Source organism: Helicobacter saguini (assembly GCF_000762875.2).
GTDB classification, from domain to species: domain Bacteria; phylum Campylobacterota; class Campylobacteria; order Campylobacterales; family Helicobacteraceae; genus Helicobacter_A; species Helicobacter_A saguini.
The window spans coordinates 66,518-89,414 of the sequence record NZ_JRMP02000006.1; the positions used below are offsets into that span (position 1 = coordinate 66,518).

At 31.3% G+C, this 22,897-nt stretch carries 20 protein-coding genes; 9 read left to right on the forward strand and 11 right to left on the reverse strand.

Annotated features, from left to right (window positions below):
- Positions 1-9 precede the first annotated feature (9 nt).
- Positions 10-4,215 carry an Eco57I restriction-modification methylase domain-containing protein gene (locus tag LS64_RS05125; protein WP_034572028.1) on the forward strand — a complete coding sequence of 1,402 codons (4,206 nt, stop codon included), beginning with the start codon at positions 10-12 and terminating at the stop codon, positions 4,213-4,215.
- A gap of 4 nt (positions 4,216-4,219) precedes the next feature.
- Here LS64_RS05125 and LS64_RS05130 read toward each other — a convergent pair whose 3' ends face one another.
- From LS64_RS05130 to ppk2, 4 genes are read right to left on the reverse strand one after another with little or no spacing between them, the layout of a single operon-like run.
- Entirely contained in the window at positions 4,220-4,666 is a 447-nt protein-coding gene (locus tag LS64_RS05130; RefSeq protein WP_081948324.1) for a DUF2972 domain-containing protein, read from the reverse strand.
- Positions 4,626-5,213, reverse strand: coding sequence for a DUF2972 domain-containing protein (locus LS64_RS05135; RefSeq protein ID WP_138127251.1), 588 nt, complete (start codon positions 5,211-5,213; stop codon positions 4,626-4,628). The genes LS64_RS05130 and LS64_RS05135 overlap by 41 nt, the downstream gene beginning before the upstream one ends.
- Positions 5,214-5,242: 29 nt before the next feature.
- Positions 5,243-5,794, reverse strand: a complete 552-nt coding sequence (locus tag LS64_RS05140; protein WP_118962089.1) for a hypothetical protein — start codon at positions 5,792-5,794, stop codon at positions 5,243-5,245.
- 31 nt (positions 5,795-5,825) lie between these two features.
- Positions 5,826-6,761 carry a polyphosphate kinase 2 gene (gene ppk2 / locus LS64_RS05145; RefSeq protein ID WP_034572434.1) on the reverse strand — a complete coding sequence of 312 codons (936 nt, stop codon included), beginning with the start codon at positions 6,759-6,761 and terminating at the stop codon, positions 5,826-5,828.
- 188 nt (positions 6,762-6,949) lie between these two features.
- On the opposite strand from ppk2, the gene panB reads away from it, so the two are divergent.
- The 3 genes from panB (at position 6,950) to LS64_RS05160 (ending at position 10,407) form a co-directional block, all read left to right on the forward strand.
- The gene (panB, locus tag LS64_RS05150; RefSeq protein ID WP_034572432.1) at positions 6,950-7,744 is read left to right on the forward strand and encodes a 3-methyl-2-oxobutanoate hydroxymethyltransferase; all 795 of its coding nucleotides are present in this window, start codon (positions 6,950-6,952) and stop codon (positions 7,742-7,744) included.
- Between the two features lie 218 nt (positions 7,745-7,962).
- Entirely contained in the window at positions 7,963-9,765 is a 1,803-nt protein-coding gene (locus LS64_RS05155) for a flagellar hook-basal body complex protein (protein ID WP_034572429.1), read from the forward strand.
- 54 nt (positions 9,766-9,819) lie between these two features.
- The gene (locus LS64_RS05160) at positions 9,820-10,407 is read left to right on the forward strand and encodes an HAD-IB family hydrolase (protein WP_034572427.1); all 588 of its coding nucleotides are present in this window, start codon (positions 9,820-9,822) and stop codon (positions 10,405-10,407) included.
- A 14-nt stretch (positions 10,408-10,421) separates the two neighbouring features.
- Here the strand turns inward: LS64_RS05160 and LS64_RS05165 are convergent, their stop codons facing one another.
- The 7 genes from LS64_RS05165 to fliI form a co-directional block, all read right to left on the reverse strand.
- Complete coding sequence (locus tag LS64_RS05165; RefSeq protein ID WP_052062533.1) at positions 10,422-10,814, reverse strand: hypothetical protein; 393 nt, start codon at positions 10,812-10,814, stop codon at positions 10,422-10,424.
- Positions 10,815-10,950: 136 nt separating this feature from the next.
- Positions 10,951-11,313 carry a hypothetical protein gene (locus LS64_RS05170; RefSeq protein ID WP_052062532.1) on the reverse strand — a complete coding sequence of 121 codons (363 nt, stop codon included), beginning with the start codon at positions 11,311-11,313 and terminating at the stop codon, positions 10,951-10,953.
- An 11-nt stretch (positions 11,314-11,324) separates the two neighbouring features.
- A complete protein-coding gene (locus LS64_RS05175; protein WP_034572424.1) occupies positions 11,325-11,708 on the reverse strand; it encodes a hypothetical protein in 384 nt (127 codons plus the stop codon).
- A gap of 22 nt (positions 11,709-11,730) precedes the next feature.
- Complete coding sequence (locus LS64_RS05180) at positions 11,731-13,122, reverse strand: ATP-binding protein (RefSeq protein ID WP_052062531.1); 1,392 nt, start codon at positions 13,120-13,122, stop codon at positions 11,731-11,733.
- A gap of 9 nt (positions 13,123-13,131) precedes the next feature.
- Positions 13,132-13,419, reverse strand: a complete 288-nt coding sequence (locus tag LS64_RS05185; protein ID WP_034572422.1) for a hypothetical protein — start codon at positions 13,417-13,419, stop codon at positions 13,132-13,134.
- Positions 13,420-13,556: 137 nt separating this feature from the next.
- Complete coding sequence (locus LS64_RS05190) at positions 13,557-13,877, reverse strand: YnfA family protein (protein ID WP_034572654.1); 321 nt, start codon at positions 13,875-13,877, stop codon at positions 13,557-13,559.
- 27 nt (positions 13,878-13,904) lie between these two features.
- The gene (gene fliI, locus LS64_RS05195) at positions 13,905-15,260 is read right to left on the reverse strand and encodes a flagellar protein export ATPase FliI (protein WP_052062561.1); all 1,356 of its coding nucleotides are present in this window, start codon (positions 15,258-15,260) and stop codon (positions 13,905-13,907) included.
- Positions 15,261-15,345: 85 nt separating this feature from the next.
- On the opposite strand from fliI, the gene tig reads away from it, so the two are divergent.
- From tig to LS64_RS05220, 5 genes are all read left to right on the forward strand, one after another.
- Positions 15,346-16,662, forward strand: coding sequence for a trigger factor (tig, locus tag LS64_RS05200; protein WP_138127253.1), 1,317 nt, complete (start codon positions 15,346-15,348; stop codon positions 16,660-16,662).
- 56 nt (positions 16,663-16,718) lie between these two features.
- Positions 16,719-17,522: a glucose-1-phosphate cytidylyltransferase gene (gene rfbF, locus LS64_RS05205; RefSeq protein WP_034572659.1), complete on the forward strand. Its 804-nt coding sequence runs from the start codon at positions 16,719-16,721 to the stop codon at positions 17,520-17,522.
- 155 nt (positions 17,523-17,677) lie between these two features.
- Positions 17,678-18,880: a hypothetical protein gene (locus tag LS64_RS05210; protein WP_138127255.1), complete on the forward strand. Its 1,203-nt coding sequence runs from the start codon at positions 17,678-17,680 to the stop codon at positions 18,878-18,880.
- Positions 18,881-18,905: 25 nt separating this feature from the next.
- On the forward strand, positions 18,906-21,521 hold the full coding sequence (locus LS64_RS05215; RefSeq protein ID WP_034572665.1) for a hypothetical protein: 2,616 nt from the start codon (positions 18,906-18,908) through the stop codon (positions 21,519-21,521).
- A gap of 28 nt (positions 21,522-21,549) precedes the next feature.
- Positions 21,550-22,848, forward strand: a complete 1,299-nt coding sequence (locus LS64_RS05220; protein ID WP_052062562.1) for a hypothetical protein — start codon at positions 21,550-21,552, stop codon at positions 22,846-22,848.
- Positions 22,849-22,897 lie beyond the last annotated feature (49 nt).

Genomic DNA, 22,897 nt, shown 5'->3' on the forward strand with positions numbered 1-22,897 from the left:
GGACTTAAAATGCAGCTCGTAGATATGACAAAATTGCAGTTTCTTGATAATAATATGTTTACAAGTTATACGCTTTTGGTGGATTTCCCGCAAACTTATGAGTTTGATAAAAATAAGCAAGAAGTTATAGAATCTTTAGAAAAAATTAAAGCAATTTATGATAAAGATAAATTTATAAATCAAAATGAGCATCAATTCGAAGATGACTTTATAACAAAAGTGCTAGATATTTTGGGTTGGGAGTATATAAGGCAAGAAGAAAAGATTATTCAAGGTAGGATTGAAAAGCCTGATTTTTTATTATTTTGCAACTTAGATTCTAAAAAAGAATACGAAAAAATACCACGTGATGATAGATATGCTAAAAACACAGGAATATCTGTTATTTTAGAAACTAAGGCATATAATGTAGCTGTGGATAATAAAAAGATTCTAAATAATCCGCATTTTCAATTAGTTAGTTATCTAAATAATTTGCGTGTGTTTTATGGATTTTCTAGTAATGGACATGTGTGGAGATTCTATGATTTAAATAAAATTAGCAGTAATAAAGTCTTTTATGAAGTAGATTTAGAATCTATTTTATTTTGCGAAGATTCTAACTTGCAACTTGAAGCATTTGAGTATTTTTACTATGTTTTTCACGCTAAAAATTTTGTCCCGCGTGAAGTTATGCAAAAAGATGAAGTGATTATAGAATCTAAAATGAAAACTTCTTTAAGAAAAAATGAAGAAGCTAAAACTATGATAGAGCAAGACTTGCAAGCTGTAATTTATGGCACAAATGGAAATGAATCTATATTTGAAAAAATAGGCTCTTGCATATATGAAAGAAATAAAGAGCAAGGGTTACAAGAAGCTTATAATAATTCACTTTATTTTACTTTTCGCTTACTTTTTATAATGTTTTTTGAGGATAGATTTAATAAGATTCTAAAAGGGCATAGATATTTCCATGATTATATGACACTGCAGAGATATATTCTTGATTTTATAGAATCTAATAAGCATGAAGATGATAGATTTACCGCTTTTAATAGACTAAATGATATTTTTAGAATCTATAATGAGGGAAATGGAAATATTTATATGCCAGCTTTTAATGGTGGATTATTTAATAATGAAAATGCCCCGCTTTTAAAAACATCAAAAATGTTTGATAATAAAACCTTATACAACATTTTATTTAAACTGCTTAATTTTAATGATGGAAAATCTATATTTTATAGAGATTATCGCACACTTAGTATTACACATTTAGGCACGATTTATGAGGGACTTTTAGCATATTTTTTTAATATCGCTGAAAATGATATGGTTTATATTTCTTATGAGCCAAAATATAAAAAAAGCGATGAGGAAATAAATGAGGAATACGCAGATATTTATGAATATAAAGATTTACAAAAAGATAATATTGTCCATAAAGTGCAAGATTATAAAAAAGGGCAGCTTTTTTTAATGAATACAAGTAATACACGCAAAAACACGGCAAGTTTTTACACACCAGAATCTATTACTAGATTCCTAGTAGAAATAGGCTTGCAAAATAATCTAAGCAATGAAAATATAGCACATTTTAAGATTTTAGATAATGCCTGTGGTAGCGGACATTTTTTAATAGAAGCTTTAAATCAAATAACACAAATTGTCCTTGAAAACTTTGAGTATTTTTCTAATTTACATCAATACTATAATAAAGAGCGAGATGCTATACAAGAAATAATAAAAGATTTTGAAATAAAAGATTATGTAGTAGATGAAAGCGATATATTAAAGCGATTATTACTAAAACGTGTGATTTATGGGGTAGATTTAAGCCCATTTGCTATTGAGCTAAGTAAGCTTAGCCTTTGGATTAATAGCTTTATATTTGGCACACCACTTAGCTTTATAGAGCATCATATAAAATGTGGGAATGCCTTAATTGGCACTAATTTACAAGAAATACAAGATTTTTATAATCTAAATCAAGAAAGCCAAAGCGGTATAAATAAATTTATAAAAATATTTACACCTTTAATTAGAAAATTGCAAGCACGTTTTATAAAACTAGATTCTATAACAGATACAACAAGAGAGCAAGTTATGGAATCTAAAAGGATATATACTAAAGAAATAACGCCTATTTTAAATAAACTAAATTTATATTTCAACTACTTTACCTTAAAATATTTTTATAATAATCAAGAAAAAGAAATATTTGATAATGTTGAAAATAAGCATATTTTAGAAACAAGCTTTAATCTAGATTCTAACACAAACTTTTTTGAATTATTTGAAATGGTCTTAACTGAAGAAGATGGATACCAAAAAAATGAGTTAGTAAAAATTATAGAATCTTATGCAAAAAAATATAAATTTTTTAATTATGCAATAGAGTTTCCAGAGATTTTAAATATACCGCGTTCAAAAGATAGAATACAAGATTTTAAAGATATAAAATTTGTAGGATTTGATATTATTGTTAGTAATCCTCCTTGGGATAAAGTGAAATTTAGTGATAATGACTTTTTCCCACAATTTAAAAGTAATTACAGAAAGCTAAGTAATGCAAAAAAAGAAGAATATAAAATAAATTCGCTAGATAAAAACTATATAAAAAGGCAATATGATGAAAATAAAGCATTAATAGAATCTAATAATGAATACTATAAAAGCCGCTATCCGCTAAATGAAGGTATAGGAGATTCTAACCTTTTTCGCTTTTTTGTGGAGAGAAATTTAAGTCTTTTAGATTCTAATGCCACATTAAACTATGTCCTACCTAGTGCTCTAATGCTAGAAGAAAGTAGTGTAAATCTAAGAAAATACATACTAGAAAATAAAACGCTAGAGTATTTTTACTGCTTTGAAAATCGTAATATTACTTTTAGGAGAGTAGATTCTAGATATAAATTTGCCTTAATGCAAATAAAAAACGCTAAAGCTCCAAGCTATCATAGAATAAAAACGCTATTTTACCAAGTAGATGTAGATGATGCCACAGATTCACACAGGGCAAAAGATATACTAGATGGTAAAAGAGTGCAAAAAAAGCATAAGCCAAAAAGAGAAGTAAATCCAAATGTGCTAAAAAATACATTTTGGGAAGAGCGAGTTAGCAAAACTGAATATATGACTAAAAAAGAATTGCGAGTATATGCAAGAAGGCTAATTTATATAGACTTAGACACGATAAGATTATTAAGCCCAAATCATCTAGCATTAATGGAGCTAAGTGGTAAAAAAGACTTAGTGATTTTAAAGCGACTTTATAAACGATTTAGCGGATTAGATTCTAAATGGCTTGATTTTAGAAATGAATTGCACATGACAAGTGATAAAGATTTATTTATAGAATCTTTTAGCAAAGATTTATTGCCACTTTATCAAGGGAAGCTAATACATCAATATAACGCACGTTTTAAAGACCCGTTTATAGAAGCAAGGAAGCTGCATTTATATTTTCTAAATAAAAAAGACTTTGATGCAAGAATGAGAAGTAAGGAAGTATACAGACTAAAACAAGATTTAAACATACACATTAAGGAATATAACAAAATCCTAGATTTTATGCTTAAAAAATCAAGCTTTAAATCAATAGAGCAGCTAGAAGATTCTATAATAAAATATGATAGAGAATACTTTAGACTAGCCTTTAGGGGTATAGCAAGTGATACTAATGAACGCACAAGCATATTTAGTCTAATACCAAAAAATGTAGGCTGTGGTAATACACTATATGTAAGCATCCCAAAAGTCTATACTACAAGATATAAAGATATTATCACTAAAGAGATTCCACATATTAGAATCTTATTTGCTTTAGGTGTGTTTAATAGCATTACATTTGATTTTTTACTAAGACGCGTAGTGCAAATTAGCGTAAATAAAACATATCTAGTTAGAATCCCTTTCCCACAAAAAAGTGATACTCTTATAGAATCTAATACAGACTATAAGCAAATCGCAATAAATGCCCTGCTTTTGCAACTATATAACGACAAGGCAGGGGACTTTAGCGAGTTAAAAACTGAATTTAACATTAAAGATTCTGACTTACCAAAAACAAAAAAGCAATATGACATCTTGCGTGCCAAAACAGACCATTTAGTAGCAAAACTATATGGCATTTCAAAAGATGAATTTTTATACATCCTAGAATCTTTTAAAGTCCTGCAAGATACCCAACCACAATACATCTCACTATTAAGGGAAATGTTTGAAATCTAATACTTTAAAACCTTTCACATATCCTTTCAAACTCCTTATAATACTCCCAAGATTCTACAATATCTGGTCTATGTGTTTTTATATGTGCTAAGTCTATGTCTAAATATGATTTTATTTTTAATGCAATTTCTTTGTTATTTGCAAAAAAGTTTAAAAGTTCTTTTTCGCTTAGCATTTCTTTTTCTGTTTTATCGATTGTTTTCTTAATAGATTCTATAAATTCGCCTAAAAAATCTTTGATAGTATTAAAAAATTCCTTATCTTTTCGCAAAGATTCTAAATCATTTTTATTGATATAAAGCCCTAAATCATTGCAAATATCACTATTTGTAATCTCAGTCATAATATTTATTTTCTCACTCTTAATAATTCTATCGAATGTAAGGATAATGCTGTCTGTAGCAATTTTTTTATTTTTTTTTATTATGTGGATTTTTAAGGCTAAATTTATTTTTTAAATCACTTTTACTAGCATAGAATCTAAGTGGAACTAAGTATCTAATATATCCGCGAAATTCTTTCATTTTAAATATATCACTATTTTTTGGGGTTTTTAAATTAATTTCCTTTGCAAGTTTTTGCATCGTGCTAAATGCCCTATCTGGCATTATTTCACTCATATCAATATAAATTATTTTCTTGTATTTTAATCTACTTAACACATAATTAGACAAAAATCCATAATTTTGCAAATGTGAAAAATCAAACTTTATGTCAGTCTTTGTTGGCGTTAAAAATTGAATATATTTTCTCCAATCAGTTGTTAGATTAAAAGGGCTTTTATCAAAATTTTTACTACTTTTACTCCAATCTCGCCCAGCAGCATGTTTAAGAAAAGATATAGGCTCTCTTACACTATAAATAACAATATTATCCACGCCAAGAAGCGAAATATATTTTTCACATTTAGGAAATCCTATCTCTGCAATATTTAAGCCTAAACAATCATATTTTAATAACGAATCATATTGAGATGTATATCGCATTTTACCATCCAAAATCGCCCAAGATGGAGCTATCGGAGTTATTATATTATTATGTAGGTTACCCCCCCCCCCCCGTTATTTGTATTAGGTTTATTATCTAATGTGTAGCTTGCAAACATTTCATTTGCAAACTTAATAAAAGCCATAGCCCCTACACCATGTGGTGAAACATATATAAATTTATATGTTTTTGGTAGTGGTAAATTTGCTTCCCAAGCAAAATTAGAATCTATTTTAGAATAATCTATATTTTTTGGATTTAGTAATGGTGGATACGCACTTTGTCGCGCCAAATTCTTAAACTCATTTGAGTTAAAATAAGTATTTATTTTTTGCATTTTTAGAATCTTAAACTTACTTTTATTGCTAATATTTAAATAAATATGAAAATTCTCTTGGTTTTTAAAGAACTTTTTTAATTTAAAAAAACTATAAGGATAAAATAATACACACTTAATTGCATAATAAGATTCTATAACTTCTAACTTAATATGTCTATATATAGAATCTTTTATTATAAAACTTCTAATTTTTCTAATTTTAGATTCTATATATTTTAGTTTGTGTTTTATAAATGATTTTTTATGCAACATAATTCTATTCTTTCATAAAGATTCTAAACAACTAATCCTTTTTTGAATCTTTCCCCTCTTTAGAATCTTTAGAATCTCCCTTAGAGCCCTTTTCCTCTTTAAAGATTTTAAAATCCTTATTTTTCTTTACAAAGCTAGTCTGCTGCGAATACAAATGCACGATATTTGGGTCGGCTAAAAGGCACACAGAATTTTGGTCTTTATCCTCATAATCGACCTTGCTAAGCAAGTCACGTGCGACATTTAGCCGCGCTCGTTTCTTATCATTAGAATCTACAATCATCCACGGACTATACGGCATATGTGTGCGCGAAAACATCTTCTCAAACGCCTCTGTGTAGTCATTCCAAAGGCTAAGAGACTTCGCATCAATAGGGCTAAGCTTCCACATACGCAAAGGGTCGCTTTTTCGCCGCTCAATACGCCTTTTTTGCTCCTCTTGGCTAACATTTAAGAAATATTTAAAAATCATCGTGCCACTTGCCACTAGCATTTGCTCTAGGTTGCCCACTTGATAAATAAACTCCTTATACTCCTCAGTCGTGCAAAAGCCCATCACACGCTCGACTCCAGCGCGATTATACCAGCTCCTATCAAAGAACACGATTTCGCCACCACTAGGCAAATTGCTAATATATCGCTTGAAATACCAGTCAGTTTTCTCCTGCTCTGTAGGCTTATTAAGCGCGACGATGCGACATCCACGAGGATTCAAATGCGAAGTAAGCGCCTTAATCGTGCCGCCCTTACCTGCGCCATCACGTCCCTCCATGATAATCACAATCTTTTGATTTGTCTTTTTGACCCAATTTTGCAGTTTCACTAGCTCGATTTCAAGCTTTCTTAGCTCTTTTTCATAAAACTCAGTCTTTAACAAATGCCGCCCATTTATCACCTTTTTCTTGCTATAGACTTCCTTTGGGTCCATTGACTCTTCTGGTCTAATCACGATTTGCTTTTTGCTCATGGCACTTCCTTGATGTGAAAATAATAATAAACCTTAAATATAACGAATATTTGATTAAAATAAACTTAAAAATATGAAAAATTTAGAATTTTTGTTAAAAAATATTACATAAATTTATATTTTAGATTCTAAAAGCCAAAATATGCTAAAATTAATAACTTTTTATAGAATCTAAAAAAGGATAAAAAATGCTAGATAAAAAGCTAACACTAAATGCACTGAAAAATAAAAAGGGCAAGGAGAAAATCGCTGCGATTACCGCGTATGACGCACTTATGGCGAATATTTTTGATGGGGAAGTCGATGTGATTTTGGTCGGCGATAGCTTAAAAATGAGCTTTGGCGGGCAAAATAGCACTTTGGGTGCGAGTGTGGATGAGATGATTTATCACGCTCGTGCGGTTTCCTCTGCTACGCAAAAATCATTCCTTATTGCTGATATGCCCTTTGGCAGCTATGATACGCGTAAAAATGCGCTTAAAAACGCCCTTAGATTCTATAAAAAATGCGAGATTGACGCGCTAAAAGTCGAGGTGGGCGTGGATAAACTAGAAATCGTTCGTGCGTTATGTGCTGAGGGTATCGCACTCATGGCTCACATCGGTCTAAAGCCGCAGTTTATGCGATTTGATGGGGGTTTTAAGGTTAAGGGACGCGCTGAAAATGAGGCGCGTGAGCTAATTGAATGCGCCAAAAAAATGGAGCAAGCGGGCGTTTTTGGACTTTTGATTGAAGGCGTAGTCGCCGATGTGGCAAGCCAAATCACGCAAAGTGTGAGTGTGCCAACCATTGGCATTGGCGCGGGTGTGGGTTGCGATGGGCAGATTTTGGTGTGGAGCGATGCCTTTGGCTTTTTTGATAAGTTTCAGCCGAAATTTGTGAGGCGATATTTTAATGGTAAGGAAGCCCTGCAAAGTGCGCTGCGTAGCTATGTTAGCGATGTGAAAAATGAGAAATTTCCTAGTCAAAATGAGAGTTATTAAGTAAAAAATTATAACCATAATACCTAAGACGATACTTAAAGGTTATGTTTTAAACATACTATGTTTTAATCAAAAACCCAAATTTTGGCACGACTTTTGCTACTATCCTACTTAATTAATGCACGGAATGCACGAAATAAAGGGAATTGCGAAAGCCTTATCCTTCAAATTTAAAAGTGTAAGACAAACAAAGTGCGATAAATTGCAGGAGGCAATCAATGAATGACACGATGTTAAACGCGGTAAGTGGGATTAAAACCCATCAATTTGGGCTAGATTCTATATCAAACAATATCGCAAACGTAAATACAAACGGCTACAAGGCAAATAGCCCTGAGTTTAAGACGCTATTTTCTCGTAGTATGGATTCTATGAATGCGGCAACGGTTACAAATAATGACTTTAGCTATGGTGTTACTGGTTCATCTAACAACATTATCACAAAAATGGGGAATCTTCGCTCGGCAGATAGTGATACGGCGGTGGCCTTCACAGGTAAAGGCTGGTTTGTCGTGGGGAAAAATAAAGAGGGGCAGTTTGAGATTAGTGAAGATGATTTTAAGATAAGTGATTCTAATTATTTTACTAGAAATGGCGATTTTACCATTGATTCTGATGGATATTTGGTAAATTCGGAAGGCTATTATCTTTATGGTGTGAATCTTGGCAAGATTGATGGTAATAATTTTAAGGCATCTCAAGACCCTGAGAAAGATTATAAAGAGCTAGCAAAGGGCGTTATGAAGCCTATTTCTATCCCGCCACAGATTAGCTATCAGCCTGTGGAGACTACAAAAGTTGATTTAAGTGTGAATCTAAATCGCACAGGTGAATTGAAAAACGTCGTTGAGGCTTATACAAATAATGGCGTGTTTGATGAGATGAGCTTTTATAATCACGATTTTAACGCACTAGCTAATCGCGATGGCGATATGATTCGCCCTAATAACTTTGATAAAGCAGATATAGAAGTAACGATGCCAGATGGCACGGTAACGATGGTGCATTATGAGTATGGCGATGGGACAAGCTCTCAAGGGAAATTTAGAACCGTTGGGCAGCTACAATATTTGGTAAAACGCGATACAGGCTTGGACTTGGAACTAGCGCGTAATCCAAATGGTGTAATTGACCCACGCGGCGTGTTAGTTTTGACAAATAATACGAATACTTCGGTGAAAGTTAAGGTTAGCGGTAGCTTTTTTGATAGACTTAGTTTGACCGGTGAGCTAGACCCTATGGCGAAAAATGACTATATTGCAGGGAGCAATTTGCGTGTGCCAAGTTTTGCTAATGCAACTGAAATCTTTGACCCAAGTGGTAAGAAATACGCTTTGCGAACGGAGTATTTTTTAATCAATAGTGGTGATAATGAGAGTGCGACAAAGCGACCTGAAACATGGAATGTGAAAAGCTATATCCACGAGTTTTCGGGCAAACGAATGCTAGTTAGTAGCGAGATAAAGCAGGGTAGAATCTCATTTGATGAAACAGGCAAGGCGAGTGTGAATAAGATGGAGATTCCATTCCTTGGCAAGAAAAATGTGGAGCTGACTTTGGATAGAAGCACAAATCATGTCTATTCGGAATCTGGGCTAAATAATACCGAGCAAGATGGGAAAAATCGCGGTGAGATGTCGCGCATTCGTATAAATGATAATGGCGTGATTTCTATCGCTTTCACAAATGGGCAAACTGAGGCTATAGGGCGAGTGGGCTTAGCGATGTTTGCAAATGACCAAGGCTTAAGAAAGGTTGGCGGTAATTTGTTTGCATTAAATCCTACGACTGCAAATGGGCAAGTAGTGCAGCAAAGTGGTAAGCCAAAGCTTGTGTGGGGCGAAGATTCTAACCTTAAGCAAGGGCAAATCATACAGGGCAAAATTGAAACTAGCAATGTGGATGTAGCCGATGCCCTAACAAGCCTAATTCTAATGCAAAGGGGCTATTCAATGAATGCAAAAGCCTTTACAACTTCAGATGACTTGATAAAAGAAGCCATCGCCCTTAAACGCGCGTAGATTCTATAGAATCTTTCAATAAAATATAGAATCTATTTTGTAAAGGTTAAAGATTTGAAAATTGCGTTTTTTGATTTTGATGGGACGATTACTTATGGCGATTCGTTTGCGAAGTTTTTGAAGTTTGTTTTGGGTGCTAGATTCTATATTAAGATTCTACAAAACTTACATATTTTGATACTTTATAAGCTAAATATTATAGATAATGCAACTACAAAGCAAAAGATTTTGAAATCGTGTTTGGGTGGGAAAAGCTGGGCTGATATTAGCAAAAAATGCGATGAATTTGTGGAGTTCTTAGAATCTTATTGTAAAGATTCAGCAAAATCTAAGCTTTTTTGGCACAAAAGCGAAGGGCATAAGGTCGCGATTGTCTCGGCTAGTTTTGAGCAGTATTTGCGTCCGCTGTGCGATAAATGGGGCATAGATTTGATGGCGACAAGTATGGAGATTAAGGATGGCGTGATTACTGGGCGATTTGATAAGCCAAACTGCTATGGGGCGCAAAAAGTGGCGCGCATTAAGGAGAAATATGATTTGAGTGCGTTTGAGTGCATTTATGTGTATGGCGATACGCGCGGTGATAAGGAAATGCTGGAGCTTGCAAGCCCAAATTGTGGCTTTTATAGAATCTTTTCTTAGAATCTAGATTCTAACTATTGCAAAATAATCATATCTTTATCGCCAAAATGTCCTAAAAGCTCAGAATCTAGGCTATTTACAATAAAGCCTTTAGCGGCTGGTGTATCAATTATATCATTTTTACCTTTATCAAAAATTGTCAAAAGAATTTTTGTTTTATTATCATTTGTTTGACTTTTAATAGCCACAGCGATATAATCTTTATTTTGCTCTAATTCTTGCAAAGCCTTAGGCTCTTTAAAATATTCTATCACTTCTTTCATACTTAGTGAATCTTTGTGCTCGTAGGATAAACCATCCGTATTATTTGCACTTGCTGTCTTTTTTCTAAAGGCAAGGTATGCGCCCACTACTAATCCAGCTATTACTAAAGCACAAATTATCAAACCATTATTTCCATTTTCCATATTTTCTCCTTTATATATGCAAGTTATAGAATCTAGATTCTATAATTTAACCTCATTGTAAGAATTGCGCAACAATTCGTAGCAATCTATAAATAGATAGCCTTGTCAGTGCTAACGCAATGACATAGATTCTATACTATTGCAAAACAATCATATCTTTATCACCAAAATGCTTTTGGGTTTCAGAATCTAGACTTTGCGTTTCTATACCCAAAGCATTTTCATTACTTTGTGTTTCCTCACCTACGATTTCACCTTTATTTTTATTAAATAAACAATTTACTACTTTGAAATCACCATTTCCTAGTTTTTCTTTTATACTTACAGCTATTACATTTTTATCGTTTTCTAGCTGTTTTAGCCTTTGTGGATTTTTAAAGAAATCTACAATATTCTTTGTAAAATTCACAACACTTAAAAAAATCTTTTTACACCAAACCCATATTTTTTCTAACCAACTTTTTGCACTATCAAATAAACCGCTAATAAAATCTATCATCTTAACGCTCCTTATTTTATCACTATCATATCTTTATCGCCAAATCTAGATTCTAAATCAGAATCTAAACTATTAGCATACACGACTAAATACGTACTACCTAAGGCTTTTATGGGCTCGTCATTTTTATCAAGTAGCATTACTTTTAAAATAATCTTGCCACTTGAATCATGCTCTTTTATTACAGCTGCACCATTGTGCTTATCCTCTTTTGCGTGGGCTTGTAAATAGCCAAGCAACTCTTTAAAAGTGTATTGACTTACATTTTCCTCTTTAAAGCCCCAAGATAATTGAATAGCCTTATATAGCTCAAGCAATCCATTCATATCCAAGCCTTTTTGCTCACACCATTTTCTAAACTCATTTAAGAGTAATACAATATCTATTTTTGACATATTTTTCTCCTTTTAATGTTTGTCAATTTGTTTTAGATTCTATATTTTGTGTTTTTAGCTCATCTTTCTCCTTTAGCACGTAGTTTCCACTTTTTAGATTAGAATCTATTTTATTTGCTAATTCTTTATTGCGTATTTCGCTTTTATGCGATTTGTCAAATTCATCTTTGCAATATTTAAATGCCGCTTCAAAATTGCTAAAATTTGGAATATTTTCAGCGTTTTTTAAGGCTAAAATAAGTGAATTTAACACCGCATTTTTTATCTCTCGCCCTGAAAAATTTTCGCTAATTTGTGCTAGATTTTCTATCTGCGTTTCGCTTAATTTAAAGCCTTTGTTTTGCAGTGCTTTTGGGATAAATTTATTTATTAGAATCTTTCTTGTGTCTAAATCTGGCAGGCTAAACTCAATGGAGCGCAAGATTCTACTATGGAAAGCCTTGTCATAATTATCTAGCAAATTTGTGGCAAAGATTACAATAATAGGACGTTCTTCTAGCAGTTTTAAAAGTTCGCTTCGCATAGAATTTATAGCTTGGTCACTACTTTGCGATATATTTGAAATACGTTTGCCTAAAAAGCTATCAGCCTCATCAAAAAATAAAATTGCATTACTTTCTTGGGCTAAATCAAAGGCAGCAACTAAGTTTTTAGGCGCATCACCTACATATTTAGATTCTATATCTGCGTAATTTGCAAAGATTATTTTTTTATTTAATTCACTTGCGATTATATTTGCAGACATTGTTTTGCCTGTTCCTGGCTTACCATAAAAGTTTATAATGGTTTTAGGGATAGAATCTATTTCTTTAAATCCCCATTCATCATAAATTATATGCTGCTTTTGTAGTAATAAAATCGTATCTAATAAACTCTCTTTTGTTTTAGAATCTAGTATGATTTGCTCTAGCTTAAAGCGCGGCGTTTGTGGGAATAAATCTAGCTTTATTTTAGAATCTTCATTAGATTTATTTTTATTCATATTCATTAATGTATTTTGCATAATATTAGAATTTTTTTGGCTGGAATCTTTTTGCTTACAATCTTGTGAGATTCTATGTTTTATCACATTTACACAATCAATACACAAATAAAAATCAGCCTTTATTTTTACATTAGAATCTTTATTTATAGAATCTAAAAATGTTTTGATTCTATTTTGTAATCTAGATAATAGCAATGAAACGCCCACTTCTTCTTTTTTATTTAGCTCTCTTTTTTGCTTTACTTGCACATCATTACTGCCTTCTTTATTAAGGACAACTAAAAGGCTCAAATCACTTATATCATCGCCAAAGTCATAATCGCTTTCATTTAAAATGCTCTCAACATGCACTTTAAAATTATTTATACATTTATTTATAGAATCTTGCTTAAAATCTAACATATAATTTTTATCAAAAATTTCTACCATATTTTATCCTTAAAATACTTTTCCTACATATAATGCAGATTCTATATCATCATTTACGTTAAATACTTCAGTTACCACTTCGCCATCTTTTTTGGTTAGATTGACTTTGACTTCGTTATATTTTCCCTTTTTTATAATTGAATAAATTTTGGCTTCTAAAGCCTTTTTTTCATTTTTGACATCTATAACTTTGTCAATAAACTTATCAAGATTCTTATAAACTAGCACACCACCGATAATTACAGCAAATCCACCAAGCAAAAGAGACCAAACCCACGGAGCAAACATAGGTAACATACTAAACCTTTAATCTTTCAATAAAGGCAGGATAGACAAAAAAAAAAAAAATGGGAAGTTAATGAAAAATAATTTTTGATAAATTTTTTATAAAAAATTTTAAATGTGTAACTTTTTGAAACTTTTAAATAAGATATTTATCTTTTTGCAAACATAATTATACACACGCCAACAAGCGTAATAATCCCGCCCAAAATATCGTAAATATCCGGCTTAAAGTCATCGATAAAATACGCCCAAAATATAGAAAATACAATAAAGATTCCACCATAAGCAGCATATACACGACCAAAATTTTGCGTTTGCAAAGTCGCTATTATGCCATATAACGCAAGCAAAATTAGCCCCAAAATACCGATATACACACTCTTATCATTTTTAAGCCAAATCCACACAAGATAGCCACCACCCACTTCACATAACGCACTAAGCAAAAATATAAACATAGAATAAATCATAATTTTTTACAAGACCTTTTATAGAATCTACACCTGCGTGTTGGCAATATTTATCATTTCGCTCACGCTTTCTTCAAAGCTTACTTGCACGTTTTCATCTTGGCTTAAGAAGTCTTGCATTGCGGCTTTTTTATCGATTGCCTCATCTAGTTCCGCGTCATTTCCTTTGTGATAGCTGCCGATTCGAATTAGCACTTCGTTTTCTTTTAATAACGCTTGTAAGCGGCGAAATTTCCTTGCGGCTAGTTTTTGCTCTTCGCTTATTATATCATTCATCACACGCGATGCGGAGTTTAGGATATTTATGGGCGGATAGATTCCAAAATCTGTTAAGTTTCTATCTAGCATTATGTGTCCATCTAGTATGCTGCGGCTTTGGTCGGCTATGGGGTCGTTTAGGTCGTCTCCTTCCACTAGCACGGTAAAAAAGGCTGTGATACTGCCCTTGCCCTCTTCTTTCCCTGCCCTTTCCATTAATTGCGGTAAAATGGTTAAAACGCTTGGCGGGTAGCCTTTGCTTGTGGGTGGCTCACCTAACGCAAGACCTATCTCACGTTGTGCCATTGCAAACCTTGTTACTGAATCCATTATGAATAACACATCATGCCCTAAGCTTTTGAAATACTCCGCCACTGCCATTGCGGAAAATGCGCCATATTTTCGCATAAGTGGCGAGTCATCGCTGGTGGCTACGACAAGCACGGTGTTTTCTAGATTGCCATGCAAGTTTTTTTCTATAAATTCGGGGACTTCTCTCCCCCGCTCTCCTATCAAAGCGACTACTTTTACCGGTGCTGATGAGCCTTTGACTATCATTCCCATTAATGTAGATTTTCCCACACCTGAGCCTGCGAAGATTCCCATTTTCTGCCCCTTACCACAGGTTAAAAGTGCGTCAATGCTTCTAACTCCCACGTCAAATACAGAATCTATTAGCCCACGTTTTAACGCTGAAATAGGCGAACTAATAATGGGCGCAGTGATTGTAGAATCTATACTCCCTTTAGAATCTAGCGGCACACCTAGCGGATTTATCACACGCCCAAGTAAAGATTCCCCAACCGGGATTCTAAGCCCTTCCTTTGCAATCGTAACCCTATCCCCACTTTTAAAGCCTTCAGTAAAAGTAAATGGCGAAATGCTAAAAACATCCTTATGCGTAGCGATAACGATGCCCTCGCTCCTGCTATCATCACTACGAATAAGCCACACCACATCGCCCACACTCGGCGATAAGCCAGACGCCTTTATAATGTTTGTCTCAACGCTAATTATTTGCCCAAAATTTGGAGATAGATTTTTAGCGGCGTTTAGTTTTTGTTTTAAAGATTCTATACTTGGAATCTTGAAAGTAGATTCAGTATTTTCCACATTTTCGCTCATTTTTACTCCTTAAATTTTACAAAATAATAAAAATTTCGTTACAATACACATTTGCAATTATACTAATAAAACCTTAAGGATAGATATGGAAACAAAAAGAGTTGATGATGCTAATGCGAGTGCGAGTGGGAAAATATCGACAGAGACGATAAATAATCACATTGAGAAGTTGGCAAATTCTTATGCTAAAAATATGAAAATAGATGGGTTTAGACGCGGTAAAGTGCCTGTGAGCGTGGTGAAAAATCGCTATAAAGATAATTTAGAGCAAGAAGCAAGGCAAAAAAGTATTGATAACTTTTTTGAATCTGCTTTGAAAGATTTAGGAATAGATTCTAAAAATGTGATAGGACAGCCCTTAATTACGAAGTTTGATGAGAGTGATAAGGGCATTGATATTGAGATGAAAATAGGACTTTCGCCGTCTTTTGAATTAAAGGATATAGAATCTTGTGTGCCTAGTTTTACTTTATCACCTGTGGATTCATCTGCGGTGGATAAGCGTTTGGATGATATTGCAAAATCTCGCGCACCGATTATAGAATCTAAGGCTACGTCGCTTGATAGCGATTTAATCGGCAATATCGACTTTGAAGGCTTTATTGACGGAGTGGCGTTTCAAGGTGGCAAGGCGGAAGGCTTTGATTTATTAATAGGCTCTGGGCAGTTTATCCCGGGCTTTGAAGATTCTATAAAGGGAATGAAAGTAGGCGAGAGCCGTGAAATAAAAGTAACCTTTCCAAAAGAATATCAAAATGCAAATTTAGCCGGGAAAGACGCCACTTTTAAGGTGAAACTAAATGCGATAAAAGAAAAGGGAAAAGTAAAAATTGATGATTCTTTTGCGAAATCTTTGCTAGGTGATAAGGATGAAAATACGCTAGAAAAGCTAAAAGAAAACATTAAAAAAGAGCTAGAAAACGAGGAGCGTTTAAAGCTTTATAATGAAAAATTGAAAGAAGAAACACTTGAAAATATCGCAAAAACCTATAATTTTGCCCTGCCAGAAAATATAATCGAGCAAGAAATAAATGTGCTAGTAAATAACGCCGCAGGGCAGATGAGTAAGGATGAGTTAGAATCTTTGCGTGGGAATGAATCTAAAATAAAAGAGCTAAGAGATAAAGAGCGTCCAAATGCGGAAAAAAGCGTAAAAGTTACATTTATAATCGACAAACTAGCCAAAGAGCAAAAAATCCACGTAGATGATAACGAAGTCTATCAAGCCCTATATTATGAATCAATGATGAATGGGCAAAACCCACAAGAAGTAATCGAAATGTATCGTAAAAATACCCTCCCCCCCGCCGTAAAAATGGCTATGATAGAAGAACGTGTCATCACACATTTACTAGACTCCAAAAACGGCTTGTTAGAATCAAAAGAAGATTCTAAAAAATAGATTCTATAGAATCTAGATTCTAAAGATTCTAAGATATAGAATCTAAAAGGTAAAAAATGAAAGTATTAATCTTAGCAGGGGGGCTTGGCACAAGGCTTAGCGAAGAGACAAACTTAGTCCCAAAGCCTATGATAGAAATCGGTGGATACCCTATCCTTTGGCATATTATGAAAATTTATAGCTATTATGGATTCAATGATTTTATTATTTTGACAGGTTATAAAGGGCATGTGATAAAAGAGTATTTTTTAAATTATTATATGCGATATAGCGATATTACTATCGATATGGAAAATAATAGCTTTGAGATACACAAAAACCGCGTAGAGCCATGGAAAGTAACGATGCTTTACACAGGCTTAGAAACGATGACAGGTAGTAGAATCTTGCATGCTAAAGATTATGTAGGTAATGAGAGCTTTATGCTAACTTATGGTGATGGCGTGTGTAATGTGGATTTAAAAGCACTCTTAGAGTTTCATAAAAGTAAAAATGCGGCTTGCACTATGACATCAATCCTGCCAGATGGGCGATTTGGCGCACTTGATATAGAACCTAGTAGCGGTAAGATTAAGTCTTTTACTGAAAAGCCAAAAGGAGATTCTAAAAATATTAATCAAGGATGGATAAACGCAGGATTTTTTGTATGTGAGCCTAGCATATTTGATTATATCCCAAGTAGCAGAGATGATGTGGTGTTCGAGCAAGAGCCATTACGAAATCTAGCCTTAGATTCTAAACTTTACACATATAAACACACAGGCTTTTGGAAATGTATGGATACACTGCGTGATAAAAATGAGCTAGTAGATATGTGGATACACAAAAAAGCCCCTTGGGCATTGTGGTTAAAGCCTTAATGATTTTGTTTTAAGTATTATAGAATCTAATTTACTCTATAAGGATATGAATGATAATTCAAGATAGAAAGGAACTATTAACCAAAGTTCACAATGCTATAAAATCTTCTCCTAAAGTTATAAAATTCTTTTGTGAAAATTTTAATGATAGCTATTTGTCCTTATTTACAGATACAAAAATAATGAATTTAGCACAAGAAATCACGCAAATCCTTTTTAATACCTCTACTCATAATATACAAGTAGAAATATATAGCAATAATGAATTAAATCTAAATACTTTGTTTAGAAAAATACAAGCTAATCTACAAGATAAGGAACAATATATTGTCAAATTTGACTTTAAGATTACGAACATAACACTGCAAGGGTATATAAATTTTCTAACAAAAAAACCAGATATTAATATATGGAATGATGGAATCCTAACTCTTAAATCTTATAGACACAATACTATCATTAAAAATTTTATCTTACAACTTTATAAAAAATCTAATGATAAAAATATAGATTCACTCAGCAAATTAATTGACAATATAGATAATGATATATATAATGAAGTATCAAATTTGCTTGATAACTTAGCAGATAATATAAAAAAAGAAATAAAAGAAATCACAGAATCTAAAACTTTTGACAATATTATTAAACATAATATTGAAAATGAATTAAACAATCTATTTAATGATATTAAAGAATATATAAAAACCTGCAAAGACTATGAAATAAAGAAATATTTAAAGATTCTAATAGAATCTGTTTTTACATCTTTTTCATTTGGACGCAATCCTTATGCTTTAATGTTTGGATTAGGATTATCAACATTTCAATCTTTTACTCAATACGATAATTTTAAACAAACACAATATGATTATGCTTTTAAAAATCCAATATCAAAATTTATTTCTACTCAAGCTGGGCTTTATGCTAACTTGATAGAATCTAAATTATTAAGCAATGCTATTATATTTGAATATGACAGCGAAGTAAAGATTATTGATATATCAGGCTTTAATCTTAATGCACATTATCCTACACTACCATTCACGCAAGAAGCTGGATTAATATTAACATTAGATTCAAATATACTAACACAATATTTGCAAGGCTTTATAGATAATAAACGATATATCTCTAATATTAATCATAGAATTAAAAATCAAACATATTCATATAATATTTGTTCTACAAAAAATTTAAATACTACTAATGCAAATAGCAATACTTTTAGCACTAATATTTTTAAACATAAAACTAGAGAATTAAGATATTTATCATATATAGAATCTCCATTTTTTAATTCAGCTAAATTTGTAGAAATAATTATGCAAGAAAACTATCAATATAACAAAATATAACAAAGAAGAGCAAGGCACAACAAAAATGAATAAAAATTATTTAATCATTACAAATTGCCCTAATAAACATAATGCAGGGTTAAATGAAGTTATTTTAAATAATATCGCAAGTAATAAAATAGCAATAGAATATAGCACACATAAACCTAAATTTGATAGCAATAAAAATACATATAATACAACTAGAGACTTTAGTGATTATAATATAGAAATTAATCAAAAAAATAAAACATACATACTTTCTTTGTCACCCTTTATTATTATAGACGAAAAAGAATATACGCAAAAAATTGATAATTATAAAGATATAAAAAATATAAGTAATTTGCTAAATAATATTACATATTACGCAAATAATATTTTTAGTATCATATTTTATTTGAGCAAACAAACTATAGGATATAATTTACATAAATCTTATCAAGAAATTAAAAAAATTATAGAATCTTATAACAACGAAAATATAAAACAAGCAATAGAGTTTATAGAAAATAATATTACCCCAAATTTATGTCAAAAATTTATTGATATATTATGCAATATACCGCCATTTGTATACTATAATGTATCATACAATACATTATTATCTAAACAACAATATTTATTTGATAATCAAAAAATTCAAGATTATAATGATTTGTTACATATAAATTCTTATTTTAAAAAAGAAAATACAAACTTAAAAGAAGTAATAGATAAAGAATTAGAAATCGCCACACTTTATCTACAAACATTTGAATCTTATGTACAACAAGCAATCTATGATACAAAAAAACCAAACGATAATTCTTTTAGCTTCTTAGATATTTTAGTAATTACTTATGGAATCTATATGTTTAATATTAACTTCCCTATAGCAAATATTAAAATTGAAACAAATATTATAAAAGGTTATTTTCATCTATCAAGTAAAAATGGTAGTTATAAGATAATAAAATATAATTTTACATTTAATCAACTTAAAGCAAAAGATATAGTTGATTTAATATCGCACATAATTAATAATACAGAATCTGCAAGTAAGCAAACAAACATATTTAATCAAATATTTTTAAAAGAAGTTAAAGATTCCATATTGCAAGATGTATCATTATCTAGTAACAACAACATTACAAGTATTATAGATAAGCTAAATGACAAAGATTATGCTATCTTAGATGAAAAAATAATGCAAAGTAGCGAATATAAATCTTATATACAAAATATTAGACAAGAAAGTATTGATAATTTTATACATGATTTACTTACAAAATTTCTTATAACTGCTTGTCCTTTACTAGAATTATTTGTAAATAATAATATTATGGATACTACAAAACATGTATTTGGGCTGTGTGTTACATATATGTGGAACAACAATTCATTAAAAGATTTTTTAATACATACAATCAAAAAAGAATTAGGATTACTTTACATAGCAAAAGTATCTTTATATACGGATAAAACTTCAGTAATACTTACAAAAAATATTACACAAAATGCGTTTAAAAAATTATTACAAGAATGTGTTGCCCTGCAAAGTAGTAATGCTAAAGTAGCAATAATAAATGATATAGAATCTAAGTCACTACACATTAAAGATAAAAATGTAAATAAAGCAATACAGCAAGCAATTACAAAACTTAAACAAAACTCAAAAACAAGTAACATAGCAGAGCAATTTAATGAAAAAATATTAGCATACAATATACAAAAAAATAATATAAGATTCTATCACATAACACATATTAATGGCATAAAAATAGATTCTAGAAGCACTACCATAGGATATAAACAACTGCTTGAAATATATAAAAGTGTAAGAAAGAAACAAATTTCACAAATACTAAAGAATATGGATTTAAAAAATTCCATTCAATCATCTTTGCTAGAATCTTCTGTATTGCTAGCATTAGATATAATATTACCAGATATTATTAAGCTTCAAGAAGAACAATATAAAAATATTTTACACACAAAATATACATATTTTTACGATGACCCACTAGCATTAAAAAGAGATGCTAAAGTATATTATCCGCTACTTATAAAAAATAATTTTATTTCATTTGATTTACAAACTATGATTTATGGCTCACGACTTTGCACAGGTGGGCTTGATTATCATTGTGCTTTGCTATATAGTATGAAACAGCATTATAATGATATACAAGAATTTATTTTAGAAAGATTATTGAAATTTCTAATTATAGATGAAAAAAGAGGGGCAAAAAGTATAGAAGATGTCGAGTTAGATTCTAAAAAACAAATAAAAGATAAAGAGTTTTTTAGCAATGGCTTTAAAATATCTTTAGATAATATTTTGAATTATAAAGTATTGGAAAGTAAAGATAAACTGAGCTTATATAAAAAATTCAAAATATTAGAAGATGATAAAAAACGTTCAGGTATTGACTCATATAATAAAGCTTTACAAATTTTATATGATTATAAAGAATACTATTTTACAAATACACGCACAAATATTTTTGATAAAGATAAAGCAAGAGAACTTATGTTGTGTCTAGACGCAATAGGTAACAATAATATTAGGGCATTACACGTAGGTCTTAGCAAGCGAAGTGAGCACATGAAACGTCCCAAATTTATAGGCAGACTAGCTACTACTATAATCATAGAAGATGGGCTATGGCTAGGATAAATTATAATCTAATTTAAAAGGAGAAATAATGCGTATAGTAAAAGATATATTTGGCAATGATATACATTTAGATTCTGAAGGGAATATAATTTTTAAAGATTATGTATATGATATAAAGACAATGTTTCGCGATGAGATAAAAAAACTTCCGGTAGAAGATAAGAAACTTTTAAAAGAAAATGCTTATATATCAACAAGATTACTTAATGAAACAAACGATATTATTCGTAACTCCCCTTACGCACATTATCAACCTATATATTTAGACCCAACGCAAACAACAGGGCAAAGTTCTACATTTAATACATTTAAATCATGGCAAGATTTATACCTAAAAGACCCTATAAAAAAAGCAATAGCTCCATGGACTAAAAAAGAAAAAGCCTACTTTGAATCTTTAAAAACAAGAATGCAAAGATATAAATATTTAGTAATAAGAAGTGGCTTAAGAAGTAGCGTAATAGATATACCATTTGACGCAATAGGTGCTGTAGATGAAGATGGTAATATAATAAATAGAGATTATGAAGACTTATATCGCATTGTTGATAAAAAGAAAAATACAATGAGATCATACTTGCATGGGCAAGAGTGGGGTATAGCAGCTGGAATTTTAGGGAGAGCTGAATATTTTGCAAGAGATAATTGTGGTTTTACATCAAGATATATACAAGAAGCTATATTAGGATTGCAAATAAACCCATGGGAATTAACCAAAGGTAACAACATTATGATATTTGGAAAAAACATTATAGGTGAAACAGAATTAGGATTCAAATATAATCCATTAAAAAAACAACAAGTAAAAGCATTAGTTAACAAAATAAAACCTGATAAATTTGGGATGTTACCATATATAGATGAAATAATCGGAGCAGATTGGATACTAGATTTTAGTAAATATGATGCTTATAATGATATATTACCAGAAATTGATGATTATATTTATGAAGGAAAGTTACTAGACCCAAGAGATTCTAAAGCCACGCAAGAAACGCGAAAAGAATTTATGAAAATATCAAATTTTTTAATACAAAGACGAAGAGAGACCGCAGCACTAGATTTACCAGATATACCAACTCTTGAAGACCCACAATTAGAATATGATATATTAGTTTTATACGCTAATGTTTTAGCAGTAACTCCACCACAAGGCTATCCAAACGCTCCACTATACTACACGCCAGAATCTTTAGAAGAATTATATAAAAGTGGAAAACTAGATAAAAAACTAGACCCTAGAATCCCAGCAATATATAGAGAATCTTTTCCGCAATATTTAAGAGATGAAATAGAAGCTTACGCCAAAAAACATAAAATTAAATAAATATTTTAGTTTATGATAAAATTTTATGTTTAAATTTTTTTTAGGAAAG